At 72.7% G+C, this 26912-nt stretch carries 25 protein-coding genes and 5 tRNA genes; 18 read left to right on the forward strand and 12 right to left on the reverse strand.

Going from position 1 to position 26912, the window contains the following annotated elements; all coding sequences use genetic code 11:
- Positions 1-352 precede the first annotated feature (352 nt).
- Positions 353-937 (forward strand): GNAT family N-acetyltransferase, encoded by a 585-nt coding sequence (locus tag EV372_RS02405; protein WP_130398715.1) that lies wholly within the window; start codon positions 353-355, stop codon positions 935-937.
- Between the two features lie 151 nt (positions 938-1088).
- Positions 1089-1775 carry a hypothetical protein gene (locus EV372_RS02410; protein ID WP_130394665.1) on the forward strand — a complete coding sequence of 229 codons (687 nt, stop codon included), beginning with the start codon at positions 1089-1091 and terminating at the stop codon, positions 1773-1775.
- Here the strand turns inward: EV372_RS02410 and EV372_RS02415 are convergent.
- From EV372_RS02415 to EV372_RS02435, 5 genes are all read right to left on the reverse strand, one after another.
- Entirely contained in the window at positions 1753-3051 is a 1299-nt protein-coding gene (locus EV372_RS02415; RefSeq protein WP_130394666.1) for a heparan-alpha-glucosaminide N-acetyltransferase domain-containing protein, read from the reverse strand. The genes EV372_RS02410 and EV372_RS02415 overlap by 23 nt on opposite strands.
- An 87-nt stretch (positions 3052-3138) precedes the next feature.
- Entirely contained in the window at positions 3139-5142 is a 2004-nt protein-coding gene (locus EV372_RS02420) for an acetoacetate--CoA ligase (RefSeq protein WP_130394667.1), read from the reverse strand.
- A gap of 329 nt (positions 5143-5471) precedes the next feature.
- The gene (locus tag EV372_RS02425; protein WP_130394668.1) at positions 5472-6146 is read right to left on the reverse strand and encodes an HAD family hydrolase; all 675 of its coding nucleotides are present in this window, start codon (positions 6144-6146) and stop codon (positions 5472-5474) included.
- Positions 6147-6229: 83 nt separating this feature from the next.
- Positions 6230-6925, reverse strand: coding sequence for a DUF4126 domain-containing protein (locus EV372_RS02430; RefSeq protein WP_130394669.1), 696 nt, complete (start codon positions 6923-6925; stop codon positions 6230-6232).
- Between the two features lie 116 nt (positions 6926-7041).
- A complete protein-coding gene (locus tag EV372_RS02435) occupies positions 7042-7287 on the reverse strand; it encodes a DUF2630 family protein (RefSeq protein ID WP_130394670.1) in 246 nt (81 codons plus the stop codon).
- 293 nt (positions 7288-7580) lie between these two features.
- Here EV372_RS02435 and EV372_RS02440 point away from each other — a divergent pair, with 293 nt between their 5' ends.
- Positions 7581-7871 (forward strand): metal-sensitive transcriptional regulator, encoded by a 291-nt coding sequence (locus EV372_RS02440; RefSeq protein WP_047869300.1) that lies wholly within the window; start codon positions 7581-7583, stop codon positions 7869-7871.
- A 100-nt stretch (positions 7872-7971) separates the two neighbouring features.
- On the opposite strand, the gene EV372_RS02445 is transcribed toward EV372_RS02440, so the two are convergent.
- The gene (locus tag EV372_RS02445; protein WP_130394671.1) at positions 7972-9348 is read right to left on the reverse strand and encodes an FAD-dependent oxidoreductase; all 1377 of its coding nucleotides are present in this window, start codon (positions 9346-9348) and stop codon (positions 7972-7974) included.
- A 303-nt stretch (positions 9349-9651) separates the two neighbouring features.
- On the opposite strand from EV372_RS02445, the gene EV372_RS02450 reads away from it, so the two are divergent.
- The gene (locus tag EV372_RS02450) at positions 9652-9954 is read left to right on the forward strand and encodes a hypothetical protein (RefSeq protein WP_130394672.1); all 303 of its coding nucleotides are present in this window, start codon (positions 9652-9654) and stop codon (positions 9952-9954) included.
- Between the two features lie 183 nt (positions 9955-10137).
- On the opposite strand, the gene EV372_RS02455 is transcribed toward EV372_RS02450, so the two are convergent.
- Positions 10138-10737 (reverse strand): molybdopterin-dependent oxidoreductase, encoded by a 600-nt coding sequence (locus tag EV372_RS02455; RefSeq protein ID WP_130394673.1) that lies wholly within the window; start codon positions 10735-10737, stop codon positions 10138-10140.
- Between the two features lie 176 nt (positions 10738-10913).
- Positions 10914-11498: an SACE_7040 family transcriptional regulator gene (locus EV372_RS02460; RefSeq protein WP_130394674.1), complete on the reverse strand. Its 585-nt coding sequence runs from the start codon at positions 11496-11498 to the stop codon at positions 10914-10916.
- A gap of 125 nt (positions 11499-11623) precedes the next feature.
- Between EV372_RS02460 and EV372_RS02465 the strand changes: the two genes are divergently transcribed.
- The 5 genes from EV372_RS02465 (at position 11624) to EV372_RS28960 (ending at position 17854) form a co-directional block, all read left to right on the forward strand.
- Positions 11624-13234 carry a carboxyl transferase domain-containing protein gene (locus EV372_RS02465; RefSeq protein ID WP_130398716.1) on the forward strand — a complete coding sequence of 537 codons (1611 nt, stop codon included), beginning with the start codon at positions 11624-11626 and terminating at the stop codon, positions 13232-13234.
- 7 nt (positions 13235-13241) lie between these two features.
- Complete coding sequence (locus EV372_RS02470) at positions 13242-15350, forward strand: ATP-binding protein (protein WP_130394675.1); 2109 nt, start codon at positions 13242-13244, stop codon at positions 15348-15350.
- Positions 15347-16504, forward strand: coding sequence for an acyl-CoA dehydrogenase family protein (locus EV372_RS02475; RefSeq protein ID WP_130394676.1), 1158 nt, complete (start codon positions 15347-15349; stop codon positions 16502-16504). The genes EV372_RS02470 and EV372_RS02475 overlap by 4 nt, the downstream gene beginning before the upstream one ends.
- 452 nt (positions 16505-16956) lie before the next feature.
- Positions 16957-17601 carry a hypothetical protein gene (locus tag EV372_RS02480; RefSeq protein WP_130394677.1) on the forward strand — a complete coding sequence of 215 codons (645 nt, stop codon included), beginning with the start codon at positions 16957-16959 and terminating at the stop codon, positions 17599-17601.
- A 91-nt stretch (positions 17602-17692) separates the two neighbouring features.
- Positions 17693-17854, forward strand: a complete 162-nt coding sequence (locus tag EV372_RS28960) for a hypothetical protein (protein WP_165435952.1) — start codon at positions 17693-17695, stop codon at positions 17852-17854.
- 66 nt (positions 17855-17920) lie between these two features.
- Here EV372_RS28960 and thrS read toward each other — a convergent pair whose 3' ends face one another.
- Positions 17921-19894: a threonine--tRNA ligase gene (thrS, locus tag EV372_RS02485; protein ID WP_130394678.1), complete on the reverse strand. Its 1974-nt coding sequence runs from the start codon at positions 19892-19894 to the stop codon at positions 17921-17923.
- Positions 19895-20412: 518 nt separating this feature from the next.
- On the opposite strand from thrS, the gene EV372_RS02490 reads away from it, so the two are divergent.
- A complete protein-coding gene (locus EV372_RS02490; protein ID WP_130394679.1) occupies positions 20413-20751 on the forward strand; it encodes a PGPGW domain-containing protein in 339 nt (112 codons plus the stop codon).
- A 138-nt stretch (positions 20752-20889) separates the two neighbouring features.
- On the opposite strand, the gene EV372_RS02495 is transcribed toward EV372_RS02490, so the two are convergent.
- Positions 20890-20963, reverse strand: a tRNA-Val gene (locus EV372_RS02495).
- Positions 20964-21437: 474 nt separating this feature from the next.
- Between EV372_RS02495 and EV372_RS02500 the strand changes: the two genes are divergently transcribed.
- Positions 21438-21860 carry an SsgA family sporulation/cell division regulator gene (locus EV372_RS02500; protein ID WP_013154284.1) on the forward strand — a complete coding sequence of 141 codons (423 nt, stop codon included), beginning with the start codon at positions 21438-21440 and terminating at the stop codon, positions 21858-21860.
- A gap of 103 nt (positions 21861-21963) precedes the next feature.
- Here EV372_RS02500 and EV372_RS02505 read toward each other — a convergent pair whose 3' ends face one another.
- Positions 21964-22806 (reverse strand): aminotransferase class IV, encoded by an 843-nt coding sequence (locus tag EV372_RS02505; protein ID WP_130394680.1) that lies wholly within the window; start codon positions 22804-22806, stop codon positions 21964-21966.
- A gap of 385 nt (positions 22807-23191) precedes the next feature.
- Here EV372_RS02505 and EV372_RS02510 point away from each other — a divergent pair, with 385 nt between their 5' ends.
- The 6 genes from EV372_RS02510 (at position 23192) to EV372_RS28965 (ending at position 24621) form a co-directional block, all read left to right on the forward strand.
- A complete protein-coding gene (locus EV372_RS02510) occupies positions 23192-23623 on the forward strand; it encodes a roadblock/LC7 domain-containing protein (RefSeq protein WP_013154286.1) in 432 nt (143 codons plus the stop codon).
- 156 nt (positions 23624-23779) lie between these two features.
- Positions 23780-23852: transfer RNA gene (locus EV372_RS02515), tRNA-Gly, on the forward strand.
- A 70-nt stretch (positions 23853-23922) separates the two neighbouring features.
- Positions 23923-23995: transfer RNA gene (locus EV372_RS02520), tRNA-Gly, on the forward strand.
- 47 nt (positions 23996-24042) lie between these two features.
- Positions 24043-24114 (forward strand) — tRNA-Cys (locus EV372_RS02525).
- A gap of 30 nt (positions 24115-24144) precedes the next feature.
- Positions 24145-24218 (forward strand) — tRNA-Val (locus EV372_RS02530).
- A gap of 232 nt (positions 24219-24450) precedes the next feature.
- The gene (locus tag EV372_RS28965; RefSeq protein ID WP_165435953.1) at positions 24451-24621 is read left to right on the forward strand and encodes a hypothetical protein; all 171 of its coding nucleotides are present in this window, start codon (positions 24451-24453) and stop codon (positions 24619-24621) included.
- Positions 24622-24672: 51 nt separating this feature from the next.
- On the opposite strand, the gene EV372_RS02535 is transcribed toward EV372_RS28965, so the two are convergent.
- A complete protein-coding gene (locus EV372_RS02535) occupies positions 24673-25404 on the reverse strand; it encodes a GntR family transcriptional regulator (RefSeq protein WP_130394681.1) in 732 nt (243 codons plus the stop codon).
- Positions 25405-25529: 125 nt separating this feature from the next.
- Between EV372_RS02535 and EV372_RS02540 the strand changes: the two genes are divergently transcribed.
- Entirely contained in the window at positions 25530-26912 is a 1383-nt protein-coding gene (locus tag EV372_RS02540; protein ID WP_130394682.1) for an MFS transporter, read from the forward strand.

Consider the following 26912-nt stretch of genomic DNA (forward strand, 5'->3'; position numbering starts at 1 on the left):
CGCGGCGCGGCGCGCGGGGAGTTCTTCCCCCGGGGCCGGGCCGTCAGGCAGTCACCCTAACGCCGGGCGGAGCCGCCGTCAGCATCCGTCCGGATCGAGCCGCCCAAGGTTGGAGGAGCCTCCAACGCCTGCTCTGGGTATTCGTCGTCCTTTCCTCCAATCCGGCACGGAAAACCCTCAGAAAAGGACATCCGCGCTGTTCTGTCACCGCTGGGATGGACATGCGCGGTCTAGACCGGACCACTCCCTTTTCGCCACGTGGGCGGGATGCGAGACTGGCCCGAATCCTCCCCCCGGCCCGCCCCGCCGGCCCGGGAGCCGGAGGAGCGGACCCGAGGTGACGGGAGCGGTGATGTCGGCCGGAGAGCGGAGCGAGCCACGAGCGGACGGGGCGGAGCCGGTGCGCCTGGTGAGGCTGGACAGGGCCACGCCGGAGGCGGACCTGCTGCGGGAGACCGTGCTGCGCCACCGCCTGCCGCCCGGTCAGCGCGGCCACGTGCGGCTGCCGGTGACCACCCTGCCCGCCGCCGACGCCGACCCGGCACGCACGCCCTTCGCCGTCGTCGGCCCGGGAGCCGTCGCCGACGCCGCCGGGGCGCGGGCGGCCTGCGCGGGCTTCGGCGTGCTGGACCGGGCCGTGCACGCGCGCGACCTGGTACCCGACCCGGCGCGGGCGGTGCTGCTGCGCGCCTTCTACGTCACCACCGCCTGGCAGAACCGGGGCGTGGGAAGGGCCGTGTGCTCTCCGCCGCTGCTGGACCGGTTGGCGGCGCAGGTGGCGCCGGAGGCGGCCGAGCTGGTGCTGTGCGTGGACGAGGCCAACCACGCGGCGGCCCGCGTCTACGGGCGCGCCGGGTTCGTCTTCACCGGCCGCCGCTTCGTGGACGCGGCGGGGGGACCGCAGCTGGTGATGGCCCGCCCGGTGGAGCGGGGCTGAGCGGGGTCAGGGGGGTCCGGCGCGGTCCGGGCCGGGCGGGAGGGGGCGGTGGCCCGGCGAGGAGCCGCCCGGGACCTGCCGAGTCCACTGCCGGGGACGCCCTCTCCCCGTCCTCGCAGGCCCGGGGGAAGGGCTCGTCTAGGCTGGGGACATGGCGGAGTTCCGGATCAGCAGCGATGACGAGCGGGTCGACCTGCGCAGGATGGCGGTGGCCCTGGCCGAGTCCCAGGGGTGGGCGCGCGAGGAGGTCAGCGTCTGGGACAACCGCCGCGGCGAGGTGATCGTGACGGTGGACGACTCCCTGCTGCGCAAACCGGAGGCCGACCCCCTGCACCGCGCCCGGCACACCCCCCGCGACGTGCACGAGGCCTGCGAGACGCTGCGCCGTGAGGAGGCGTCCCTGCGCCGCGTGGACTTTCGCGTGCTGCGCGACGAGACCGCGCGCTTCTTCTCGGCCGGGTGGACCGTCGCCGACGCCCTGCACGCGCTGGGGCACCGCCCCGACGGCGTGCCCTGGCCGAGCGGCCCCGACTACCAGGGCACCGACTGGCTGCACGCCCGCCTGAAGGCGTGGCGCACCCCCGACGGCGACATCCGGCCCTCCAGGTCGCAGGAGGACGCGCAGCTTCGGGTGATCAGCAGGGCGGGGCTGCCCATGGACATCGGCCTGCCCGAGGACGCCGAGGTCGCGCAGCGTCCCGTGGCCAGTCCGGCGGTCGCGCGGTCGGCGGCCGACGACGCGCGCAGGCTCATGCGCCAGAACGCGCGGACCACCACCGACTCCCTGGCCCACCGCGACCGCACCTCGGCCAGGATCACGCGGGGGGATCGTCGCTAGGACGGCGGGGAGGGCGCCCGTGGGCGGCGGATCTTCGCTCCTCCACCAGGGCGACCATGCCGTCGGCGGCCTCGCCCAGGAGGAGTTCGGCCGGTCCCCTGCCCGCCGTCAGCCGCCACAGGGTGGCGAAGGCCAGCGCCCCCAGGACGAAGCCCTCCAGCAGCCACGGCTGGTGCCAGCCGATCCCGCCGGAGGCGGCGATGACCACCGCCAGGGCCAGGATGTGCCCGGTGTAGACGGTCAGCGGCATCCGGCCGACCGAGGTCAGCGGGTACATGAGGACCCGGAAGCGGTCGCACAGGAACATGCACACCACCAGCACCACGAGTCCCTGGCCGACCGCCTCGGCGATCTCGAAGGTGGTACCGGTGTGGGGCGTGCCGACCGCCAGCCACCACCAGGAGTCGGTGGGCACCTGGCCCGAGAGCGACTGCGTCTCCTCCACCACCGCGGCGCGCACCAGGGCCGCCGTCGCCTCGTCGGTCGCCTCCCCGGAGGGCAGGCCGGTCAGGGCGGGGCCGCTGGCCCGCACCAGGCGGTCCATGCCGCCCAGCGGGCCGAGCAGGACCCAGGAGCCGAGGTGGCCGAGCAGGAGCAGGGCCGCGCCGGAGGCCAGCAGGCGCAGCCGCACCGCGGTGGCGGCCAGGTCCAGCCGCCCCAGCGCCATCCCCGCGGTCACGAAGGCCATGAAGGTGATCGCCGGGTAGTAGCCGGTCAGGAGGAACTCGCTGAGCGAGGCCAGCGAGGACGTGCGCGGCGAGGGCGGGAAGACGTCGTCGCGCAGCAGGAACGAGAGCGGCGGGCCGAGCACGGCCAGGGCGCCCGCCACCGTCCACAGCGCGCCCGCGCGCAGCTTGAGCAGGGGCAGGGCCAGCACGAAGAAGCCCGCGTAGTAGGTCAGGATGATGGCGACCGGGACCCCCATGAGGTCCAGTACCAGGCCCAGCACGCCGATGAGCGCCGCGCGGGTGAGGATGCGCACGACGGCCCCGCGCAGGCGGTCGCCGCCGACCGGGTCGGTGCGCCCGGTCATCATGGCCAGGGAGGTCCCCGCCAGGAGGGCGAAGAGCGCCGAGGAGTTGCCGCGCACGACGCCGTGCACGTCCCAGGCGTAGCCCTCGGGCGACAGCAGCCCCATGGACTCCACCCCGAGGTGGACGACGAACATCCCGAACACCGCGAGGGCGCGTGCGGCGTCGATGCCGTCGATCCGGCCCCGGCCCGAGGACGGGCCCGCGGGGGCGGCGGAGGTCTCGCCGGACTGGTTCTGTGTCACGCCCGTCAGGCTATGCCGTCGCCCGCGCGGCAACAACGGGCCGGGGCGCGTGGCCGTCACCGGCCACGCGCCCCGGCGCGGTCGCCGTCAGCCCGCGTTCTCCCGCTCCCCGGCCAGGGTGCTGAAGAAGTCGAGCGCCTCGGGGTTGGCCAGTGAGTCGCGGCTGGCGACCCGGTCGGGCCGCTCCCCCATGAGGATGCGCTTGACCGGCACCTCCAGGACCTTGCCCGACAGGGTCCGGGGCACCGCGCCGATGACGCGGACGCGGTCGGGCACGTGGCGGGGCGAGCAGTCGGTGCGGATGCGGCGGGCGATCTCCCGGGGCAGGTCGCCCTCCAGGTCGGCGCCCTCCCGCAGCACGGTGAACAGCTCGATCCGGGAGGAGCCGTCGGCCTGGGGCACGTCCACGACCAGCGCGTCGACGACCTCGTCCAGGGCCAGGACCGCGCGGTAGATCTCGCTGGTGCCCATGCGCACGCCGCCGCGGTTGATGGTGGAGTCGGAGCGGCCGTAGATGACCGCGGTGCCGCGGTCGGTGATCGCGATCCAGTCGCCGTGCCGCCAGACGCCCGGGTAGACGGAGAAGTAGCTCTCGCGCAGCCGCTCGCCGCTGTCGTCGCCCCACAGGAACAGCGGCATGGACGGGGCGGGTTCGGTGACGACGAGTTCGCCGACCTCGTTGACCAGCTCCTTGCCGTCGGGGTCCCAGGAGGCCACGGCCATGCCCAGGGCCCGGGACTGGATCTCGCCCTCGTGGACGGGCAGGGTCGGGGTGCCGCCGACCAGACAGCTGCACACGTCGGTGCCGCCGGAGGTGGAGAACAGCCACAGGTCCTCGCCGAACTCCTCGTAGACCCAGGAGAAGGCCTCGGGGCTGAGCGGCGAGCCGGTGGAGCCGATGGCCTTGAGCGCGGACAGGTCGCGGCCCCGGCGGGGGTGGACGCCCTCCTTCATGCAGGAGGAGAGGAACCCGGCGCTGGTGCCGAAGACGGTGACCCCGGCCTCGGCGGCCAGGTCCCACAGGGCGCCCAGGTCGGGGGCCGCGGGGCTGCCGTCGTACAGGACGATGGAGGCCTTCGTCAGCAGCACGCTGACCAGGAAGTTCCACATCATCCAGCCGGTGGTGGTGAACCAGAAGACCCGGTCGTGCTCCTGGGCGTCCAGGTGCAGGTGGAGGTTCTTGAGCTGTTCGAGCAGGATGCCGCCGTGCCCGTGGACGATGGCCTTGGGCAGACCGGTGGTGCCCGAGGAGTAGAGCACCCACAGGGGGTGGTCGAAGGGGACGGAGGCGAACTCCAGCTCGGCCCCGGCCCCGGACTCCTCCAGTCGGCCCCAGGACAGGGTGCCGTCGAGGGGCTCTCCGGGGTGGAGGTAGTCGAGCAGGACGGTGTGCTCGACGGTGGGCAGGGCCGCGCGCAGCTCCTCCACGACGGGGCGGCGGTCGAAGTCCCTGCCCCCGTAGCGGTAGCCGTCCACGGCGAGCAGGACCTTGGGCTCGATCTGGGCGAAGCGGTCGATGACGCTGCGCACTCCGAAGTCCGGGGAGCAGGAGGACCACACCGCGCCCAGGGAGGCCGCGGCGTAGAAGGCGGCGACGGTCTCGGGCAGGTTGGGCAGGTAGGCCACGACGCGGTCGCCGGGGCCCACGCCCAGTTCGCGCAGTCCGGCGGCGATGGCTGCGGTGCGGCGGCGCAGGTCGCCCCAGGTCCACTCGCCGAGGCCGCGCAGTTCGGTGGCGTGGCGGATGGCGACGCGGTCGTCGTCGCGGCCCTCGAAGATGTGCCGGGCGTAGTTGAGGGCGGCCCCGGGGAACCACTCGGCTCCGGGCATGGTGCGCTCGCCCAGGACCCGCTCGTAGGGGGTCTCGGAGCGCACGCCGTAGTACTCCCAGACCGACTCCCAGAAGCCGTCGACGTCGGTGACCGACCAGCGCCACAGGGAGTCGTAGTCGAAGGACGCGGCGGAGGCGTCGCCGAAGGCCCGGACCCCCTTCTCGCGCTCGGCCCACCGGGCGAACGCGACGATGTTGGAGGACGCGGCCCTCTCCTCGTCGGGCTTCCAGAGCACCCGGGGCACGCTGTTCTCCGTCATTGGCCCGCCTTCCCATTCGCACTGTGTTCCGCACGGTGTGTTGCCGACCGTGTGTTGCTGTGAGACCCATCTAACAACACCCCATGACGGCGGCGACGGCCCGGCCCCCGGGGTGACGGGGGCCGGGAGGCGGGTCGAGTGCGCAGGTCACCGGTGGGAGGGAACCGGTGTGCGGAGCCCACTGCCGGGCGGTCGCGCGGGCGTGGGCGGCCACCGCTGGCAGGGGCCGCGGGCGGGCGGGAGAGCCGGTGACCGGACCTTTGCCGTGCCCGCGCGGGCGCGCGGCACCCGGGGGGCGGGGGCGGCGGTCCCGGGCCCGGCCGGTGGCCTCAGACGCCGCGCAGCGCGGCCACCGCGGCCGCCGGGGAGTCGACCACCGGGGAGCCGGTGGCCTCCAGGCGGGCGCGGGACATCAGGCCGCTGGTGACGAGGATGGAGCGGGCCCCGGCCTCGCGGGCGGCGCGGGCGTCGTCGTCGATGTCGCCGATCAGCACGACCCGCGCCGGGTCGATGCCCTGGTGTTCGAGGTGGCGCACCAGGTGCTCGGCCTTGGAGTCGTCCTCGGTCTGGAACTGGCGGCCGTCCACCCGGGTGAAGTGCCCGGTCAGGCCGCGCTCCTCGATGAGGGGCACCAGGTGCTCGTGGGAGGCCATGGACAGCAGGGACTGGGTGCCGCCGCCGCGGGTCCACTCCCGGAGGACGTCGGGGACGCCCGCGGTGAGTTCGCAGGAGGGCAGCAGCTCCTGGTAGCTGCTGTCGTAGTGCCGCTCCGCCCGCTCCCACTCGCCCTCCTCGAAGGCCCGGCCGAGGAGCTCCTCGTAGCAGGGGACGAGGGGGCGGCGGAAGACGGAGCGCCAGTGGTCCAGCTCCACGGGGTCGCGGCCGAACAGCTCGCACACGGCGTTCACCGCGGCGAGGTTGGCGTGGTTGTCGTTGAGGAGGGTGCCGTTCCAGTCCCAGACGATGTGGGTGCTGTCGTGTCGGTCGAAAGTCGTCTCAGCCATTGACCGCACTTTACGGGCACCGGCCCCGGTGGGGGAATGCGTCGTGCGCCACCCCGGCCGGGCCCCCGCGCCCGCCGGGCCCCTCACCCGGGGTGGGACTCCCCCGCCGGGTTCGCGCCCTCCGCGCCGGTCCGCGCGCCCGCGTCCGCGCCCTGCGGCCCGGTTCCCCGCGCCTCGCGGCGTTCCCGGCGCAGCCGCCGCCCGCGCCGGGCCGCCCACACGCCCGCCGCCACCATGAGCGGGAACACGACGAGGACGAGGACGGGCACCAGGAGGGCCAGCAGCGAGGTGACGAAGCTGACGGCGTCCTCCAGGAAGGAGGCGACCGGGGCCGCGCACCCGAGGGACACGGAGTTGGCCACCGGCCGGGCCAGGGCCTTGACCGCGTGGAAGGCCAGGGAGACGACCACGCCCGCGACCACCGCCCACCAGGAGACCCCGTCCCCGCCCGCGGCGGCGCCGGAGGCGGCCCCGGTGATCTCGCCGAGCTCCACCGCGGAGGCCCCCGCGCCGAAGGTGATGCCGCCGGAGGTGGGCCGCACCACGGTCTGGAGGACGTCGTTGAAGCTGTCGACCGCGGGGATCTTGTCCGCCGCGAACTCCACGACCAGCAGCACGGTGAGGACCACGAGGGTGACGGGGTGCTCGATCCACTGCCAGGACTCTCCCAGCGGGACCAGGTCGGTGAAGCGTGCGAGCAGTCCGACGAGGAGGAGGGGGATGTAGGCGTTGAGCCCGGCCGCGGAGGCCAGGCCCAACCCGGTCAGTGTGGTGAGCATGCGCTTCCTTCTGTGCTCCCGGCGTGGGGCGCCGTGCGGTCATGCGGTCACCGCCCGGCACCGCTGTACCCGTGTTGACGCTCGCGGAGCACGCGGGGTTTTCGGTCCGGCCCCCCTTACTGCCGGTAGTTCTCGACCTCGGAGACCGGGCGCGGCTCGGCCTCGTCGGGGTCCTGGTCGAACTCCTCTCGGGCCCTGCGCTGGCGGAGCAGGTCCCAGCACTGGTCGAGCGCCTCCTCGACCTGCTTGACGCGGGCGCGCTCCTGCGGGTCCAGCCCCCCGGCGGTGGAGCGGAGCGCGTGCTCCTCGTCGATCAGTCCCCGGATGGTGGCCATGATGTCGTTCTCGGCGCTGTCAGTCATACCGCCATGGTCGGTTCGGGGCGGGGCTGCGGGCAAGGGCCACCACCCCCGCGTTGCCCAGAGCGGACCGGACGTTTACGCGCGGTGACGGCCCCCGCGCACGGCACGCGCGCGCCTCCGGGCAGGGCGACCGGTCCCCGTTCGTCTGGGAAACTCCTACTACGGCCGCGTCGGCGGCGCGGGGCGCGCCCGCGGGGGGCGCACCGGCGGAATGCGTTCCCGGCCCCCGCCGTTGGATACCACGAGGGGGTATGGTAATGGCATCTGAGCAGGAACGACACGGAAGCGGGAGCATGGCTGCGACCCACGGTTACAGTAACGACAAGCAGAGCCACATCAACCGGCTGCGCCGTATCGAGGGTCAGATCCGCGGGTTGCAGCGGATGGTCGAGGACGACCAGTACTGCATCGACATCCTGACCCAGACGTCGGCGGCCAACAAGGCGCTGCGGTCCTTCGCGCTGTCCATGCTCGACGAGCACCTCAAGCACTGCGTGTCCAACGCGGTGGCCAACGGCGGCGAGGAGGCGGACGCGAAGGTGCGCGAGGCCTCCGAGGCGATCGCCCGCCTGGTCCGTTCCTGATCCCGCCGCCCCCGCGCCCGACCGGCCGCGACGGGGCGCCGCGGCCGGTCGGCGGGGCTCTGCGGTCCGGACTCCGGCGGAGAACTCGGACGGCGTCCGGTCAGTGCACGCCGTAGCGCGCGTGCAGGTTCTCCAGCAGGCGCGCGCCCTCCCGGCGGGAGGCCTCCGCGTCCAGGTAGTCGACCGACTCGTTGGCCACGAACGAGGACGGGCGCCCGCCGTCGGCGAACCCCAGGCGCGAGGTGTCGCCGCCGGTGGCCTTGCGGATCCCCCAGTTGGCCAGGATGCGCGCCCGCGCGGTCGCGGAGGGCACCGCCATCAGGTGGTACCCGCGGGTGACGCCCAGCGCGGGCAGCCCGCTCAGCTCCAGCTGCATGACGCGCGCGAGCGCGTCGTTGCCGCTCAGGTCCACGACCAGCCCCATGTCCCGGTGCCGGAACTCCTTCATCGGGCGCCCCAGGATGGACGAGACCACGTTGTCGGCGACGGTGGCCGCCTGGCGCGTGGCGTACTGGGCGGTCGGCGGGCAGTAGTCGCTGTCCTCGTGCGAGAGGTTGGGCACCGCCGCGGCGTCGCCGACGGCGAAGACGTCGTCGAGGCCGGGGACCCGCAGGTCGGCGCCGACCTCCAGGCGCCCCTTCTGGGTGGGCTTGTCCAGGGTCGCCATGAGCGGGCTGGGTGAGACGCCCGCCGTCCAGATGAGGGTGCGGCAGGGCAGGGCGCGGCCGTCGGTGAGCACCACCTTGTCGTCGGTCACCTCGCGCACGCTCACCTTGAGCTTGACCTCGACGCCGATGGAGCGCAGCAGGTCGAGCGCCTTGCGGCCGAGGCGGTCGCCGAGTTCGGGCAGCACCTTGGGCGCGATGTCCACCAGGTGCCAGCGGATCACCGAGCGCAGGTCCGGGTAGCGCTTGGCCGCCTCCTGGCACAGGCGCATGAGCGAGGCCGCGGTCTCGACGCCGGTGTAGCCGCCGCCGACGACGACGAAGCGGCAGCGCTCCTCGCGTTCGGCCGGGTCGCGGCTGTCGTTGGCCAGCTCCAGCTGGGCCAGGACGTGGTCGCGCAGGAGCACCGCCTCGGCCAGCGTCTTGGCGCCGTAGGCGTGCTCGGTCAGACCGGGGATGTCGAAGGCGCGGGTGACCCCGCCGGGCGCCAGGACCAGGCGGTCGTAGCGGACCGGGGCGAGTTCGCCGCTGGGGCGCCGTACGACGACCACGCGGTCCCCCGGGTCCACGCCGACGGCGTGCCCGGGGACGAACCGGGTCTGCCGGGTCAGCCGGTGCACCGACATGGCGACCGACTGCGGCGTGAGCAGTCCCGAGGCCACCTGCGGCAGCAGGGGGCTGTAGAGCATGTAGTCGTGCGGCGCGACGAGGGCGATGTCCGCCGCCCCCGCCGGGATGCGGCGTTCGAGGTGGCGCAGGGTGTGGAGACCACCGAAACCCGCGCCGACCACCACGATACGAGGCCGAGACATAGACAGCGCTCCTTCTGACGTGTCGTGGGGCGGGACGGCTGAGTGCGTCCGTTGGGCCGTTGGACGCAGCACTACCCACAAGACCGCGGCCAATGTATGGCCGGGTCGGCGGATCCGGGAGCCGCCACCCGCGACCTGCCGGGGACTTTGCCCGCCGTTGGCGGCCCCTGGGGAGGGCGGTGCGGCTCCCCCGAGCCGGTCCGAAACACCCGTGCGGGGGGAGTTCGTGATTTCCGTGACTTTATGTAACAAGATAATCACGTCATGCATTGACACCCGACACGAAGGGAGTCGTGAGCGCGTATGCGTGCGTTCACCAGGATCACCGCCGCGACGGTGCTGGCCGCCGGACTGACCGTTGCCGGGGCGGGGGCCGCCATGGCCGCCACCGCGGACCAGGACGACTCGCGCCCCGGAGGGGTGCTCGGTTTCCTCTTCGACGGGGTCTTCGGGGAGGACTCCAAGCCGCCGGTGGTCGACGAGGACCCGGAGACCCCCGCCGAGGAGGTCCCTGGGGCTCCGGCCGAGGAGGCTCCCGCGCAGGACGCCCCCGGGTCTCCGGCGGAGCAGAGCCCGAACACGGGCGGCGCCACGGGCGGCGTGTAGGGCGCGGACGTGGTGCCGGGGCGGGCCGCGAGGGCCCGCCCCGGACCCCGTCAGGGCCCGAGCCGGGTCCGGACGGCCCCGGTGCCGCCCAGGTCCGGCCACACGCTGTCGGGGGTGCGCACCAGCCGCAGGACCAGGGTCCTGGCGCTCGCGGCCTCCCACCGGCCGGCCGCCAGGCCGCCGTCAGTCGCCCTGGTGGCGCTGTTCGCGCCACGGGTCGCCGTGGCCGTGGTACCCGGCCTGCTCCCAGAACCCGGGCTCGTCCTCGTCGAGCAGCCGCAGCCCGCGCACCCACTTGGCCGACTTCCAGAAGTACAGGTGCGGGACCAGCAGCCGGGCGGGGCCGCCGTGTTCGGGGGCCAGCGGTTCCCCGCCGAAGCTGTGCACCACCCAGGCCCGGCCGTCGGTGAGGTCCTGGAGCGGCAGGTTGGCGGTGTAGCCGCCGTGGCTGACCGCCAGGGCGTACCCGGCCGCGGTCTCCACGTCCTCCAGGAGGGTGTCCACGCTGACGCCCGCCCAGTCGGTGTCCAGCCTGGACCAGCGGGTGACGCAGTGGACGTCCACGCGGGGCCGCTCCTGGGGCAGGTCCAGGAACTCGTCCCACGTCCAGGAACGCGTGCCGCCCGCCTCGTCGGCGATCGCGAAGGTCCATTCGGCCGTGTCCACGTGCGGTGTGGGACCGGCCGACAGGACGGGGAGGTCGTGGGTCTCGTACTGCCCCGGGGGCACACGTGAGGGGTCTCCTCCCCTGCGCCCCTGGAAACCCCTGCTCACCACGTTCATGGCGGTCCCCCTCTCCGGTGCCTGGCGCCCTGTCTACCCGGCGGCGGGTCAGCGCAGGGCATGACCGGCGCCAAATCCCGGGATGGGCGGGCCGGGCTCGGCGAACGGGGGCGCCCGGTACCGGAGGAGCACGCGGGTGCCGGGGAACGGCGGCGGAACCGGCTCGGGGCGAACGCTCAGTCGGGCTCGGCCGCGGGGACCGTCAGGGCGGCCCGGCCCATCTCCAGCAGCAGCCGCGCCATGTGCCGCCGCGACAGCTCTCCCCGGCTGTGCGGGGTGGAGTTGAGCAGCCCGAACACGGCGTGCACGGCGGCGCGCAGGACGGTGGCCGAGGCGTCGGGGCGCAGCTCGCCCAGCACCCCCACCCACTGCTCGACGTAGCCGCGCTGGAGGCGGCGCACCCGGCGCCGGTCGGCCTCGGTGAGGTTGCCCAGCTCCCGGTCGTGCACCGTGATCAGGGCTGGCTCGTCCAGGGCGAAGGCGATGTGCCCGCGCAGCAGGGCCTCCAGCGCCTCCTCGGCGCCCGACGCCCGCGCCACCAGCTCGCCGCCCTGGCGCGCCAGGCGTTCGCTGATGTCCACCAGCACCGCACCGAGCAGCGCCTGCTTGCCGCGGAAGTGGCGGTACAGGGCGGGGCCGGTCGTGCCGACGGCACGGCCGAGGTCGTCGATGGACACCCCCCGGTAGCCGTGCTCGGCGAAGAGCCGCGCAGCCGCGCCCAGGAGCGCCGTGCGCCGCTCGCCCGCGGGTCTGGCCCCCATCCGCTCTCCTCCCCTCCCCCGGTACCGCTCCGGACCCTGGACACCCATGTTAGTAGTCACTAACATCCCAGATGTTAATGAGCATTAACACCCCTCCACGAGAGGACACCATGAGCAGGGCATCTGTGCTCGGCACGGCGGTGGACACCGCCGGGCCCGCGTTCGCCGCCAACGACGCGGCGAACCGCGCCCTCGCCCTGGAGCTGCGCGAGCGGACCGCCACCGCGGCCCTGGGCGGCCCGGAGAGGACTCGGACACGGCACGTGGAGCGGGGCAAACTCCTGCCGCGCGACCGCGTGGACCTCCTCCTGGACCCCGGCTCCCCCTTCCTGGAGATCGCCCCCCTGGCCGCGTACGGGCTCTACGGCGCGGACGGACAGGACGCTCCCGGCGCCGGGATGATCGCGGGCGTGGGCCGGGTCATGGGCCGCCCGACCGTCGTGGTCGCCAACGACGCCACGGTCAAGGGCGGCAGCTACTACCCCATGACCGTCAAGAAGCACCTGCGCGCCCAGGAGGTGGCGCTGCACAACCGGCTTCCGTGCGTCTACCTCGCCGACTCCGGGGGCGCGTTCCTGCCCATGCAGGACGACGTCTTCCCCGACCGCGAGCACTTCGGCCGGATCTTCTACAACCAGGCCACGATGTCGCGGATGGGCATCCCGCAGATCGCCGCGGTGCTGGGCTCGTGCACGGCGGGCGGCGCCTACGTCCCGGCGATGAGCGACGAGGCGGTCATCGTGCGCGAGCAGGGCACGATCTTCCTGGGCGGCCCGCCGCTGGTCAAGGCGGCCACCGGCGAGGTCGTCACCGCCGAGGAGCTGGGCGGCGGCGACCTGCACTCGCGGGTGTCGGGGGTCACCGACCACCTGGCCGACGACGACGCGCACGCCCTCACCCTCGTCCGGCGCATCGCCGACACCCTCGGTCCGCCCGAACCGCCCGCGTGGGAGGTGCGCGAGCCCCGTCCCCCGGCGCTGGACCCCGGGGAGCTGTACGGGGTGGTGCCCGCCGACACGCGCACCCCCTACGACGTGCGCGAGGTCATCGGCCGGATCGTGGACGGCAGCGAGTTCACCGAGTTCAAGGCCGAGTACGGCACGACCCTGGTCACCGGGTTCGCGCACCTGCACGGCCACCCGGTCGGGATCGTCGCCAACAACGGCATCCTGTTCGCCGAGTCCGCCCTCAAGGGCGCCCACTTCATCGAGCTGTGCGACCGGCGCGGCGTGCCGCTGGTCTTCCTCCAGAACATCTCCGGGTTCATGGTCGGGCGGGACTACGAGGCGGGCGGCATCGCCAAGCACGGGGCGAAGATGGTCACCGCCGTGGCCTGCGCCCGCGTCCCCAAGTTCACCGTGGTCGTGGGCGGGTCCTTCGGCGCGGGCAACTACAGCATGTGCGGGCGGGCCTACTCGCCCCGGTTCCTGTGGATGTGGCCCAACGCGCGCATCTCGGTGATGGGCGGGGAGCAGGCCGCCTCGGTGCTCTCCACCGTCCGCCGCGACCAGATGGCCGCGCGCGGCCAGGAGTGGTCCGCCGAGGACGAGGAGGCCTTCAAGGCGCCCGTGCGCGACCAGTACGAGGAGCAGGGCAGCCCCTACTACTCCACCGCGCGGTTGTGGGACGACGGCGTCATCGACCCCGCCGACACCCGCGACGTGCTCGCCATGGCCCTGTCCGCCGCCCGCCACGCCCCGCTGGAGCCGGTGGGCTACGGCGTCTTCCGGATGTGAGGAACCCTTGACCACAACGCCACGCACGAACCCGGGTGTGCGCGGGCCCGCGCGCATCATGGTCGCCAACCGGGGCGAGATCGCGCTGCGCGTCATGCGCACCCTGCGCCGCATGGGCATCAGCCCGGCCACCGTGTACACCGACGCCGACGCGAACGCCCCGCACACCCTCGCCGCCGACCTGGCGCTGCGGGTGGAGCACTACCTGGACGCCGAAGCGATCGTCGCCCTGGCCCTGGACTGCGGCGCCACCGGCGTGCATCCCGGTTACGGCTTCCTGTCCGAGAACGCCGGTTTCGCGCGCGCCTGCACCGACGCCGGGCTGGTCTTCGTGGGCCCCCCGGCCTCCGCCATCGAGGCCATGGGCGACAAGATCCGCGCGAAGGACACCGTGGCCGCCGCGGGCGTGCCCGTCCTGGGCGGGTTCACCGAGAAGCCCGGGCGACCCCTGGGCGACGACGAACTCCTGCGCGCGGCGGAGGAGACCGGTTACCCGCTGCTCATCAAGCCCTCCGCAGGGGGCGGCGGCAAGGGCATGCGGTCCGTGCACTCCCCCGACGACCTGGTGGCCGGTGCCGCCGCCGCCCGGCGCGAGGCCCTGGCCTCCTTCGGCGACTCCACCCTGCTGGTGGAGCGGCTGGTGGAGCGGCCCCGCCACATCGAGGTGCAGGTCATGGCCGACGCCCACGGCAACGTCCTGCACCTGGGCGAGCGCGAGTGCAGCCTCCAGCGCCGCCACCAGAAGGTGGTGGAGGAGGCGCCCTCCCCGCTGCTCACCGACGCCCAGCGCGCCACCATGGGCGAGGCCGCCGTGGCCGCGGCCCGCTCGTGCGGGTACGTGGGCGCGGGCACGGTGGAGTTCATCGCCGAGGCGGGGCGGGACGGCGACCTGTCGTTCTCGTTCCTGGAGATGAACACCCGCTTGCAGGTCGAGCACCCGGTCACCGAGGAGGTCGTCGCGGTGCGCGGCGAACGCGGCGTGGACCTGGTGGAACTCCAGGTGCGGGTGGCCTACGGGGAGGCGCTGCCCTTCGCCCAGTCCGACGTGTCCTGGGTCGGGCACGCCGTGGAGTCGCGGATCTACGCCGAGGACGCCGACCGCGGGTTCCTGCCCACCGGCGGGCCGGTCCTGTCCCTCACCGAGCCCCGGGGGCACGAGGTCCGCGTGGACTCGGGCGTCGCCGAGGGCGGGCGGATCACCTCGGACTTCGACCCGATGCTCGCCAAGGTGATCACCTGGGGCGCGGACCGCGCCGAGGCCCTGAACAGGATGGACTCCGCGCTGGCCTCCTACCAGCTGTTGGGCTGCGTGACCAACACCGCCTACCTGCGCCGGCTGCTGCGCCACCCGCGTGTGGTCGCCGGGGACCTGAGCACCGACCTCATCGCCTCCGACCCGCCCGCACCGGCTCCCGAGCGGACGCTCGACGAGGTGTACGCGGCCGCGGCCCTGGACCACCAGCTCGACCTGGAGACGGAGCCGGGCGCCGACCGCTTCGCCGTGCCGGACGGCTGGCGGATGGGCGGCCCCGCCTGGACCCCGTGGCGGCTGCGGCTCTCCGGGCGCGAGGCCGTCGTGGTCCGGGTGCGCCGCGACGGGGAGCGCGGGCGCTACCTGGTGCGCGTGGCGGAGGGGGAGCCCGTCGCGTTCGGGGCCCGGCGCTCCGCCGACGGCACCCGGCTCACCGTCACCGACGGCTGCGCCACCCGCACCTACGCGCGCGCCGACGACCCCGGCACGGCGCACCGCTGGCTGGGCTCGGGCGGCGCCGCCTGGAGCCTGCACGAGGAGCCCGTCGCGGCCGCGCTGCGCGAGGACGACGCCGCCGCCGACGGGACCGTGCGCAGCCCCATGCCCGGCACGGTGCTCTCCGTCGCCGTGCGGGTGGGGCAGGCGGTGAGCGCGGGGACCCCGCTCGCCGTCGTGGAGGCCATGAAGATGGAGCACTCCGTCACCTCACCCGTCGACGGGACCGTCGCGGCCGTGGCGGTGCGCCCCGGCGCGTCCGTGCCCATGGACGCCGTCCTGGTCACCGTCGAACCCGTTCCGAACGCGTCCGCCGACACCCCGTCGGACGCGCCCTCCCCCGCCACCAGCGAGGAGTCGCACGCATGAACCGTCACCAGCTCTCGACCGAGCACGCCGACCTGCGGGCCGCCGTGGAGGAGTTCGCCCGCGGAGAGGTCGCCCCGGTCATCGGCGACTACTACGAGCGGGAGGCCTTCCCGTACGAGATCGTCGCCAAGATGGGCCGGATGGGCCTGTTCGGGCTGCCCTTCCCCGAGGAGCACGGGGGCATGGGCGGCGACTACTTCGCCCTGTGCCTGGCCCTGGAGGAGCTGGCCCGGGTGGACTCCTCGGTGGCGATCACCCTGGAGGCCGGGGTGTCGCTGGGCGCGATGCCGATCTTCCGGTTCGGCACCGAGGACCAGAAGAAGGCGTACCTGCCGCGGCTGACCTCGGGTGAGGCGCTGGGCGCGTTCGGGCTCACCGAGCCCGGCGGCGGGTCCGACGCGGGCGCCACCAGGACCACGGCCCGCCTGGAGGACGGCCAGTGGGTGGTCAACGGGACCAAGTCCTTCATCACCAACTCGGGCACCGACATCACCGCGCTGGTGACCGTCACCGCCGTGACCGGGCGCCGGGAGGACGGGCGGCCGGAGATCTCCTCGATCCTGGTGCCCGCGGGCACGCCGGGCTTCTCCGTGGGCCAGAAGTACTCCAAGGTGGGGTGGAACGCCTCCGACACCAACGAGCTGGTCTTCGAGGACTGCCGGGTGCCCGAGGCGAACCTGGTCGGTGAGCGCGGGCGCGGGTACGCCCAGTTCCTGCGGATCCTGGACGAGGGCCGCATCGCCATCGCGGCGCTGTCGGTGGGCCTGGCGCAGGGCTGCGTGGACGAGAGCGTGCGCTACGCCCACGAGCGGCACGCCTTCGGCAGCGCGATCGGCAGCTACCAGGCGATCCAGTTCAAGATCGCGGAGATGGAGGCGCGCGCGCACACCGCGCGGCTGGCCTACTACGACGCGGCCTCGCGCATGCTGGCGGGCGAGCCCTTCAAGAAGGAGGCGGCCATCGCCAAGCTGGTGGCCTCCAACGCGGCCATGGACAACGCGCGGGACGCCACGCAGGTGTTCGGCGGGTACGGGTTCATGAACGACTACCCCGTGGGCCGCTTCTACCGGGACGCCAAGATCCTGGAGGTGGGCGAGGGCACCAGCGAGGTGCAGAAGATGCTCATCGCCCGCGAGCTGGGCCTGCCCGCCTAGGCAGTCCCCGGGAGCGCCGTGGCCGCGATCGACCCGCGGGGGCGGTCGCGGCACGGACGGGGCGAACGGTGGCCGGTTCCGGACAGTCCTCACCCTCCGTGTCGGGCGCATGACCGCGCACCGCCGGGACCGCGGAGGCGGGAAGGGCTGCGTGGCAGGCGAAGGAGAACGGCCGAGCCGCACGGAGGAAGGCGTTCGCGCAGGTGGTGACCGGGCGGGGACGCGCGGTGACGGTGGCGCCGCGCCCGTTGCGGGTAGACCGTGGGCGGACACCGCGAGGCCGCGAACCCCCAGCGTCACCGCGGAACAACAACAAGGGGTGACAAGCACCCGAAATCAACACAGAATGGACCCGTACGGCCAGCACGGGTCCCCGACTTTCCCGACCCGGCCCGCTCAGGATGGGCTCTTCGCGGCCCACGGCCACCTCACATCCCCCAGCCGGAGGAGACATGGAAGGCGCCCTGTCTGTGATCGCGCTGGTCGCCGTCGTCATGTCGGCCGGCACGATCGCGGTCGCCGCGCACTTCCGCAAGGAACGCTCCACCGAGCTGCGCGGATGGGCGCGTGAACGCGGGTGGACCTACACCGAGCAGCTCCCCAGCCCGCTGGGGGACGCCGTGCTCCCCCGCGCCGCCCTCGGGCCGCACCCGCGCGCCCAGCACGTGCTCACCGGCCGCCGGGGCCAGCACCTGGTCGTGGCCTTCGAGCAGACCCACACCGCGGGCAGGGGCACGGAGCGGGTCCGCCGCGTCCACCGCGTGGTGGCCGTGCGCACCCCCGGACCCAACGCCGAACTACAGATACTGCGCCGGTGGGACCCGGACGCCTCCGACGACGACTTCGCCGGCGCCTTCCACGCGACGGGCAGCGATCCCGCGTTCACCGGGGCCGTGCTCGACAACGTGGTCACCAAGTGGCTGCTGACCGATCCCAGGTCCCGGTCCCTTCCCGTACGCTTCAGCGGGGACTACGTCCTCACGTGGGCGGCCATGCGGCTGGATCCCGACCGGGCCGTGACCGCCGCCGACTACCTGATCGCCCTCGTGGAGCGGGTCCCCGCCGAGGCCTGGAAACGGCGCGCCCCCGGCCGCTGAGCGGCCTCACGCGCACGTCCGGGCACTCGGACCCGCCCGTGAGGCGGATAAAATTCGCCTTGCCCCCGTAGCAACAAGGAGTACCGCCCTCATGAGTGACCCCAACGCGACGCACCGCATCTCGCGCGCGGACCTGTTCCGCGACGACGAGGAGGAGACGACCGCCCCGGACCCCAACGCGACCGCGCGCATCTCCCGAGCGGACCTGTTCCGCGACGACGAGGAGCTCCGGACGCCCGGCGAGCGGCGCTGACCCGAGACGGAGGAGCGCCCACCCGGTGACCCCGGATGGGCGCTCCTCTCGTGTGCGGTTCGGGCGTCAGCGGCGCTCGCGGACGGCGGCGACGATCTCGGCCACCGCCTCGTCCAGCGGCACGCCGTTGTTCTGCGAGCCGTCCCGGTAGCGGAAGGACACCGCGTTCTTGCTGACGTCCTCGTCACCGGCCAGCAGCATGAAGGGCACCTTCTGCTTCTGGGCGTTGCGGATCTTCTTCTGCATGCGGTCGTCGCTGGCATCCACCTCGACGCGGACGCCCTCCGCGCGCAGCCTGGCGGCGAGCTCGCGCAGGTAGGGCACGTGCTCGTCGGCGATGGGGATGCCGACCGCCTGCACCGGCGCCAGCCAGGCCGGGAACGCGCCCGCGTAGTGCTCCAGCAGGACGGCGAAGAAGCGCTCGATGGAGCCGAACAGGGCGCGGTGGATCACCACCGGGCGCTGGCGCGAGCCGTCGGCCGCGGTGTACTCCAGGTCGAAGCGTTCGGGCATGTTGAAGTCCACCTGGATGGTGGACATCTGCCAGGTGCGGCCGATGGCGTCCTTGGCCTGCACCGAGATCTTGGGGCCGTAGAAGGCGGCGCCGGCCGGGTCCAGGACCAGCTCCAGCCCCTGCTTCTGCGCGGCCTCGCGCAGGATCTCGGTGGCCTCCTCCCAGACCTCGTCGGTACCGACGTACTTCTCCGGGTCCTTGGTGGACAGCTCCAGGTAGAAGTCGTCCAGGCCGTAGTCGCGCAGCAGGTCGAGCACGAAGGTCAGCAGCGAGTCGAGCTCGTCGGCCATCTGCTCCTTGGTGCAGTAGATGTGGGAGTCGTCCTGGGTGAAGCCGCGGGCGCGGGTCAGGCCGTGCACCACGCCCGACTTCTCGTACCGGTACACGGTGCCGAACTCGAACAGGCGCAGCGGCAGCTCACGGTAGGAGCGCCCGCGCGCGTCGAAGATCAGGTGGTGCATCGGGCAGTTCATCGGCTTGAGGTAGTAGTCCTGGCCGCCGTCGAGCTGCATGGGGGGGTACATCCCGTCCGCGTACCAGTCCAGGTGCCCCGACTTCTCGAACAGGGCGCCCTTGGTGGCGTGCGGGGTGTAGACGAACTCGTAGCCGTCCTCCTCGTGCCGCCGCCGCGAGTAGTCCTCCATGACCCGGCGGATGGTGCCGCCCTTGGGGTGGAAGACCGCCAGGCCCGAGCCGATCTCGTCCGGGATGGAGAACAGGTCCAGCTCGGAGCCGAGCTTGCGGTGGTCGCGCTTCTCGGCCTCCTCCAGGAAGGTCAGGTGGTCCTTGAGGGCCTCCTTGCTCTCCCAGGCGGTGCCGTAGACGCGCTGCAGCTGCGGGTTGGTCTCCTTGCCGCGCCAGTAGGCGGCGGCGGTGCGCATGAGCTTGAACGCCGGGATGACGCGGGTGGTGGGCAGGTGCGGCCCGCGGCACAGGTCCTTCCAGCACAGCTCGCCGGTGCGCGGGTGGACGTTGTCGTAGATGGTGAGCTCACCGGCGCCCACCTCCACACCGGCGCCCTCGGCGGCCTCGGTGGCGCCGCCCTTGAGCCCGATCAGCTCCAGCTTGTAGGGCTCGGTGGCCAGCTCGGCGCGGGCCTCCTCGTCCGAGACGACGCGGCGGTCGAAGCGCTGCCCCTGCTTGACGATCTGCTGCATCTTCTTCTCGATGCTCTTCAGGTCGGCGGGGGTGAAGGGCTCGGCGACGTCGAAGTCGTAGTAGAAGCCGTTCTCCACGGGCGGGCCGATGCCCAGCTTGGCCTCGGGGAAGAGCTCCTGGACGGCCTGGGCCAGCACGTGCGCGGTGGAGTGGCGCAGGATCGCCCGCCCCTCCTCGGAGTCGATGGCGATCGGCTCGACGGTGTCGCCCTCGTGCAGTTCCCGGGCGAGGTCGCGCGGCTCGCCGTTGACCAGCGCCGCGATGACGGTCCTGCCGTCGGCCTCCAGAGCCTGGCCCGCCGTAGTGTTCGCCGCCACCGCACGCGGGGTTCCGGCGAGGGTGATGTGCAGCTCAGGCGCGGCGGACACGGTGACTCCTAGGAAGACGTGGATGATGTCGAACGCGGACCGGCCGCTGCGCGCGGCCGGGCGTGTACTCCCTCCCGATGCTAGCGGCTCCGGGGCGGGGCCGCCCCGGTTGTCCACAGGCCGCGCGGCCGCGCTGGCGGCGCGGCGGACGTGGTGGGACGGTGGGGTTCCGGTGCCGCGGGCCCGGGGCCCGGCCGGGGATTCGGTCAGGGATTCGGGCTCTTCAGGGCGTACCCGCGTGAACCGTACGCAGGCGGGGCAGGGAACCAGACAGGGGCTGATCTGTCATGGAACGTCACCTTTCGTGGGACTGTCCACACCCTTACGAAAGGCCATTGATCCCGTTGTCAGGATCGGTGAGAATCAACAGATGCCCTGGCCATCGCCCCCAGTCGACCCGAATGCATCCACTCGCTTCGACCGAATACTGTGAGCGCATGTCACCGAGCCCCACCAATGACCAGCCGGCCCCGGAGACATCCCCCACCCGCCGCACCCGCGCGCGCAGGTGGCGGCGGATGCGAGCGCGGCTGCGCCTCTTCCGCAGGCGCATGCACACGCACCCCGCGCTGCGCCTGCCGTGGAGCGTGCTCGTGGGGACCGTCGGCGTCGTCGTGGTCCTGGCCGGGCTGGTCATGATGGTCGTTCCGGGCCCGGGGCTGGCCTCGGTCGTCCTGGGGCTGGTCATCCTCAGCACCGAGTTCCGGTGGGCGCAGAAGGTGGTGCGGCCCGCCCAGGTGTGGTTCCACCGCGCCGAGCGGTACGGAATGCGCCTGAAGGAGGAGTTCTTCCGGCGCCTGCGCGAGCGCAGGGCGGTGCGGCGCGGACGCCCGCTGCCGGACACCCCGTCCGACTAGGCCCCTGGAGCCGGCCGGACCCCGCCGACCACGGCCACGGGTCGCCGGAGCGCCCGCACGAACGGGACAGAGCCCCGTACAGACGAAAACGGCCCCACCGGGGTACCTACCCCCGAGTGGGACCGTCTCAGAGCCGTGTGGGCGATACTGGACTCGAACCAGTGACCTCGTCGGTGTGAACGACGCGCTCTAGCCAACTGAGCTAATCGCCCTGAGCTTCCTGCCTGCCCGCCCTGTCGGCCGGACAAGTAAGACTCTAGCGCACGTTCGGGGGTGCTCGACGCACACGGAAGCCCTCGGCGGACCCCGTTCCATGTGACGGAGGTCACTTTAACCTTTCGAGGGGTTCGCGGGAGTGTCCGCACCCACCCCCGATCCCCGCAGTGATAAGGAGTTCCCGCCCCCGTGGACCCGTCGAACACCACCCCTTCATTACCTCCGCGTGACGTGGGACACCCAACATTGGGAAATCTTTGGTTTGTCCTGGTCATTACAGTGACGAAGGATCGTGGCGCCGCACCGCGGCACGCCGGGCCCGTCGCACGGGCGGCGAGACCTCCGGTCCCACCCACCAAGAAAGCCTCCGTACTCACGTCATGTTCCGCGGGAAGCCGCGTTGGAGCCCGTGAGACGGCAACCGACCCGCGCCGCAACAGCAAGGCCGGACGAGAAAAGGTTTGGCGAACATGAACAGTAGCGACACCACTGCCACCGCCGAGCTGGGCCTGCGGCTCGTGGTCCCCGAACGCACGGCGGTTCCCCTGGTCGCGCGCCTGGACTACAGCGCGGACGACCCGTACGCCATACGGGTGGCCTTCCACACCGGCGAGGACAACCCCGTCGAGTGGATCTTCGCCCGCGAGCTCCTGACCGTCGGCATCGTGCGCCCGGTCGGCGAGGGCGACGTCCGCGTGTGGCCCTCCAAGGACGACAACGGCGACCGCAGTGTGAGCATCGCGCTCTCCTCCCCCTTCGGTCAGGCCGAGTTCGACACCCAGGTCTCTCCCCTGGCCGAGTTCCTCCACCGGACCTACGAGATCGTTCCGGCGGGCCAGGAGGGCCAGTTCGTGAACCTCGACGAGGAGATCCAGCAGCACCTGCACTCCTGACGATCCGCGGGCCCCGGGGCCCTCCGCGGAGCACTCCCGACGGCTGAGGGGGCGGCGCACCACGCGCCGCCCCCTCAGCCGTGTCCGCCCCCGGCCGCGGGGGTCAGGGGTCGATGTCGGCCGCGGAGCGCTCCGCGAACACCGACGCGGCCTTGGCGGTGACCGGCCCGGGCTCGGCCGACACCGTGCGGCCGTCCACGTGCAGGATCGCCTGCACGTCGCGTCCGGTGGAGGTCAGGAAGGCCTCGGTGACCTCGGGGAGGCGCTCCATGGGCACGTCCTCCTCCTCGCCCCCGAACCACTCCAGGACGAGTTCGCGGGTGATCCCCGCCAGCGGGCCCGCCGAGAGCGGCGGGGTGACCAGCCTGCCGTCGAGCACCACGAAGACGTTGCTGCCGGTGCCCTCGCACAGGTTGCCGCTCACGTTGCGAAAGAGCGCCTCGCCGGCGCCGCGCTGCTTGGCGTAGGCCAGGGCGCGCACGTTGTCGGCGTAGGAGGTGGTCTTGAGCCCGGCCAGGGCCCCGAACTCGTTGCGCGGCCAGGGAACCGTCGCCACGTCGGCGTGCGGGGCGATCCCGGGGAAGGGCCCCAGGGCCACGATGGCGGTCTGCTCGCCCGGGGAGCGGTCCGAGCCCAGCGGCCCGGCGCCGTCGGTGACCGTGATGCGCACCCGGGCGTCGGACAGGTCCGGGTTGGCCGCCACCGCGCGGGCGACGCCGTCGGCGATCAGCTCCAGGTCGGGCTCGGCCATGCCCAGCCCCTCCGCGGAGCGGGCCAGCCGCCGGAGGTGGCGGGTGAGGGCGAAGGGGCGGCCGCCGCGGGCCCGCACCGTCTCGAAGACCCCGTCACCCACCGTGATCCCGTGGTCGACCACGGGAATGCGCGCCTCGCTCTGGTCGACGACGGTGCCGCGACCGTACCCGGCACCCGCGATCCACACCTTCATCTGCCACCCCCACGTTCTCAAGAGCCCAGGTAGGGCCGGTGTCTGCACGATCCTCCCACCTCGTCGGCGTGTCCCGGCCCGCTCCTTCCGTAACCTCCGTACGGCGGGTTGGCAAGTCCCGTGACCGGCACCGGCCGCCGGTCCAGCACCTATGCCCGTTTTGCGGAGGTATCGAGACTGGTCACACGGCTCGACGGCCCGGGCGGCCCACCCGGAATCCACCGTGGCGGCCGGACAGATAAGTTACGAATGACTATCATCTGGGCAACGCTTATGCGGGACCGGTGGCAGCCGAGTTCGGAGCTTTCCCCCAAGGCACCCCGGCGGCGGCCCGCAGTGCGCGTGTCCCACGTCACGCACGACCACTGACAGAGCAAAGAGAGACATGACCCCACCGAGTACCGCCCGCGGAGAGCTCAGCTGGTTGCTGGACGATCTCCTCACGCGTGCCTCCGGTACGCAGCACGCCATCGTCCTGTCCACCGACGGACTCCTCATGGCCACCTCCAGCGGACTGGACCGTCCCGCCGCCGAGCACCTGTCCGCGATCGCCTCGGGGCTGCACAGCCTCGCGGGCGGGGCGAGCAAGCAGTTCGCCGCGGGCGGCATCCGCCAGAGCATCATCGAGATGGACCGCGCCTTCCTCTTCGTCGCCGCGGCCGGAGAGGGCGCCTGCATGGCGCTGATGTCGGACTCCGACAGCGACGTGGGCCTGATCGCCTACGAGATGAACAAGGTGATCGAGAGGGTCGGCCAGTACCTCTCGGCGCCTCCCCGACCCGACATGCCCTCCTCGCCGGCCCACGTGGAGAAGTAGCTCCCGCCGCCTCGGCGGGTCGGCGGACCTGCCACGGCGGGGCACGGGTGTGCCCGGCGCGCCCGGCCGATTTCGCGCTTGGCCGGGAATCCGCTAGAGTTCTTAACGCAGCGAGGGGCGCTGACGGGGAAGAACCCCGGAGGCAGGACTCGCCGCGCGGACGTGGCTCAGCTGGTAGAGCATCACCTTGCCAAGGTGAGGGTCGCGGGTTCGAATCCCGTCGTCCGCTCGAACGGAAGCGTTTCGCGTCCCCCGGGTCGCGGAGCGGTTCCGGCTCCGGAGTCCGCTCCGGGGCGCACGCGGACGTGGCTCAGCTGGTAGAGCATCACCTTGCCAAGGTGAGGGTCGCGGGTTCGAATCCCGTCGTCCGCTCGGAGAGGCCCGCATGGGTGTCACTCGACAGCCCCCCATCGCGTTCCGGCGGAGTGGCCGAGTGGTTGAGGCAAGGGACTGCAAATCCCTGCACACGGGTTCGATTCCCGTCTCCGCCTCGCATCAAGCTTCACCTCATCCCCCGATGAGGGCGGTTAGCTCAGTTGGTTAGAGCGCTACCTTGACACGGTAGAGGTCACAGGTTCGAATCCTGTATCGCCCACTTCACTCCGGAGCGGCCCCGCTCGCGCGTAACCGCGCTCGCCGGGTCGCTTCGTCGTTTCTCCTGGGGGACGCCCCCCAGACCCCCGACCTCCCCTCGGGCCAGAGCGCGTGCTCTGGCCCGAGGTGTTTTCCGGGGCGTCCCCCGGGTCGCGGGGGCGCCCGGGACACCAGCTTGGTTACAGGCGCGCACGGAGGGTAGACGAACACCACCCCGACCCCCGGAGGCAACCGTGTTCGCCACCATCGCCGCCGTCCTGTTCGGACTCGCCCTGCTGCTGGAGCTGCTCGGCGAGAACATCCAGGACCTGGTCACCACCACGACCCTCGCCCTCGCCGGGCTGCTGTTCCTCGCGCTGCACGCGGGGGGCTACGGCTCGGGCTGGGGACGCAAGCACCGCTAGGGCCGCGGGCCCGCCGGGGCTCCGAAGCCGTCGGCCGCCGCGGCGCAGGGGCTACCTCAGCGAGGTCACGGTCCTGCGGACGGGACGGCGGGGCTGTCCGTCCGAGAAGAACTCCGGTGACGCGGCCCGGATCCGCCCGACGTCCTCGAACACCGCCCGCAGGTGGGAGCGCAGGGCCTCCACCGCGGTCCCGGTGTCCCCGGCCTCGATCGCGTCCACGACCAGCGTGTGCTGGTCCACCAGCTCCCCGATCGGGCGCGTGTCGATCAGGCTCAGCCGCCGGGCCCGGTCCAGGTGGGCCTTGGCCGCGTTCACCGTCCGCCAGGCGCTCTCGTTGCCCGCCAGCGCCAGCAGTGAGCGGTGGAAGTCCTCGTCGAGCTCGAAGAAGCGGTCGTGGTCGGCGCCGCCGCCCGCCTCCCGCTGCGCGCCGAGCAGGACGCGCAGGTCGCCGACGTGGTCCGCCGAGAAGGGGGGCCGGGCCTGGGCGAGGGAGGTGCACTCCACCGCCTCCCGGATGAACTGCGCCTGCCGGACGCGCTCGGGGTCCACGAGTGAGACGAACGTGCCCACCTGGGGGTAGACCTCCACCAGCCCCTCCTCGCGCAGCAGGATGAGGCTCTCGCGCACGGGCGTCCGGCTCACGGCGAGCTCGGTGGCGAGCTCGTTCTCCGACAGGGGCGTGCCCGGCTTGAGCTCCAGGGTGATGATCGCGCGGCGGATGGTGTCCAGGGTGCGGTCCCGCGCGGACAGCAGTGGTCCCCCGGACCGGGTCTGGTCGGCCATGAGGGGAGTCTACCGGCATTGACGCCACTGGTATGGCAGTGCTTGTATGTCAGTTGCCATCATGTTCACGTACGGTTTCCCCGATACTTCTTCGCAGGTGGAAGCCCTTCACAAAGGACCGGCCGATGACCGAACAGGCACCCCCCGCGCCAGCCGGACAGGGGGAGCGCAGCACCCGGGACCTCACCAAGGCCTCCGTGTCCGGGTGGCTGGGAACCGCCATGGAGTTCATGGACTTCCAGCTCTACTCCCTGGCCGCGGCCCTGGTGTTCAACCAGATCTTCTTCCCCGACCTCAACCCCGCGGTCGGTCTGATCGCGGCGATGGGCACCTACGGCGTCGGGTACGTCGCCCGGCTCGTCGGGGCGGTCTACTTCGGCCGCATGGGCGACCGCCTCGGCCCCAAGAAGGTCCTGTTCATCACCGTCGCACTGATGGGCGTCTCCACCACCCTGATCGGCGCCCTGCCCACCTACCAGCAGGTGGGCCTGCTCGCCCCGGCCCTGCTCGTGGGCCTGCGGCTGATCCAGGGCTTCGGCGCGGGCGCCGAGATCGCGGGCGCCACCGTGATGCTGGCGGAGTACGCCCCGGCCAGGCGTCGGGGATTCATCGCCTCCCTGGTGTGCCTGGGCACCAACTCCGGCACCCTGGGCGCCTCCGCGATCTGGGCGGTCCTGGTGTTCGCGCTCTCCGAGGAGCAGCTGCTGACCTGGGGCTGGCGCCTCCCCTTCCTGGCGAGCTTCCTCCTGCTGCTCCTGGCGCTGTGGATCCGCCTCTCCGTCAAGGAGAGCCCGGTCTTCGAGCAGCGTGAGGACATCGTCGACGGTGTGGCGATGTCCCGGAGCGAACTGGCCGCGGCAGCGGTGGAGGAGGACAGGAGCGGTCTGGAGACCGCCCTGCGCCAGCGCAAGGGCCGCGCGTTCCTGCTCGCCCTCGGCCTGCGCTTCGGGCAGGCGGGCAACTCCGGCATCGTCCAGACCTTCCTCGTCGGCTACCTCAGCGCCAACCTGATGCTCAACGACGCGGTCGGCACGTCCGCGATCGTCTACGGCTCCCTGCTCGGCTTCGTCACCGTCCCCCTGGTCGGCGTGCTCGGCGACCGCTTCGGACGCCGCCCCGTCTACCTCTTCCTGACCGTGGCGAGCATGCTGTTCGCCGTGCCCATGATGCTGATGATCGAGACCGGCGACACCGTGCTCGTGACCGTCGCGATGGTCGTCGGGCTCAACCTGTCGGTCCTGGGCCTGTTCTCCGTGGAGAGCGTCACCATGGCCGAGCTGTTCGGGGCGCGCACCCGGTTCACCCAGCTGGCCCTGGCCAAGGAGATCGGCGGCGTCCTGGCCACCGCGATCGGCCCGGTGCTGGCCGCCACGCTCACCGCCGCCACCGGCTCCTGGTGGCCGCTGTCGGCGATGATCATCACCTACTCCCTGATCACCCTGGCCTCCGCCTACCTGTCCCCCGAGGTGCGCGGACGCGACCTGGTCCGACTGGAGGACGCCGTTTGA

It is taken from the genome of Nocardiopsis sp. CNZ308 (genome assembly GCF_004217075.1).

Excerpts from the sequence above, each read along its gene's own strand:
- EV372_RS02405 (WP_130398715.1), top strand. The coding sequence starts at position 353 with ATGTCGGCCGGAGAGCGGAGCGAGCCACGAGCGGACGGGGCGGAGCCG.
- EV372_RS02410 (WP_130394665.1), top strand. The coding sequence starts at position 1,089 with ATGGCGGAGTTCCGGATCAGCAGCGATGACGAGCGGGTCGACCTGCGC.
- EV372_RS02420 (WP_130394667.1), bottom strand. The coding sequence starts at position 5,142 with ATGACGGAGAACAGCGTGCCCCGGGTGCTCTGGAAGCCCGACGAGGAG.
- EV372_RS02425 (WP_130394668.1), bottom strand. The coding sequence starts at position 6,146 with ATGGCTGAGACGACTTTCGACCGACACGACAGCACCCACATCGTCTGG.
- EV372_RS02430 (WP_130394669.1), bottom strand. The coding sequence starts at position 6,925 with ATGCTCACCACACTGACCGGGTTGGGCCTGGCCTCCGCGGCCGGGCTC.
- EV372_RS02435 (WP_130394670.1), bottom strand. The coding sequence starts at position 7,287 with ATGACTGACAGCGCCGAGAACGACATCATGGCCACCATCCGGGGACTG.
- EV372_RS02440 (WP_047869300.1), top strand. The coding sequence starts at position 7,581 with ATGGCTGCGACCCACGGTTACAGTAACGACAAGCAGAGCCACATCAAC.
- EV372_RS02445 (WP_130394671.1), bottom strand. The coding sequence starts at position 9,348 with ATGTCTCGGCCTCGTATCGTGGTGGTCGGCGCGGGTTTCGGTGGTCTC.
- EV372_RS02450 (WP_130394672.1), top strand. The coding sequence starts at position 9,652 with ATGCGTGCGTTCACCAGGATCACCGCCGCGACGGTGCTGGCCGCCGGA.
- EV372_RS02455 (WP_130394673.1), bottom strand. The coding sequence starts at position 10,737 with ATGAACGTGGTGAGCAGGGGTTTCCAGGGGCGCAGGGGAGGAGACCCC.
- EV372_RS02460 (WP_130394674.1), bottom strand. The coding sequence starts at position 11,498 with ATGGGGGCCAGACCCGCGGGCGAGCGGCGCACGGCGCTCCTGGGCGCG.
- EV372_RS02475 (WP_130394676.1), top strand. The coding sequence starts at position 15,347 with ATGAACCGTCACCAGCTCTCGACCGAGCACGCCGACCTGCGGGCCGCC.
- EV372_RS02480 (WP_130394677.1), top strand. The coding sequence starts at position 16,957 with ATGGAAGGCGCCCTGTCTGTGATCGCGCTGGTCGCCGTCGTCATGTCG.
- EV372_RS28960 (WP_165435952.1), top strand. The coding sequence starts at position 17,693 with ATGAGTGACCCCAACGCGACGCACCGCATCTCGCGCGCGGACCTGTTC.
- EV372_RS02490 (WP_130394679.1), top strand. The coding sequence starts at position 20,413 with ATGCGAGCGCGGCTGCGCCTCTTCCGCAGGCGCATGCACACGCACCCC.
- EV372_RS02500 (WP_013154284.1), top strand. The coding sequence starts at position 21,438 with ATGAACAGTAGCGACACCACTGCCACCGCCGAGCTGGGCCTGCGGCTC.
- EV372_RS02505 (WP_130394680.1), bottom strand. The coding sequence starts at position 22,806 with ATGAAGGTGTGGATCGCGGGTGCCGGGTACGGTCGCGGCACCGTCGTC.
- EV372_RS02510 (WP_013154286.1), top strand. The coding sequence starts at position 23,192 with ATGACCCCACCGAGTACCGCCCGCGGAGAGCTCAGCTGGTTGCTGGAC.
- EV372_RS02535 (WP_130394681.1), bottom strand. The coding sequence starts at position 25,404 with ATGGCCGACCAGACCCGGTCCGGGGGACCACTGCTGTCCGCGCGGGAC.
- EV372_RS02540 (WP_130394682.1), top strand. The coding sequence starts at position 25,530 with ATGACCGAACAGGCACCCCCCGCGCCAGCCGGACAGGGGGAGCGCAGC.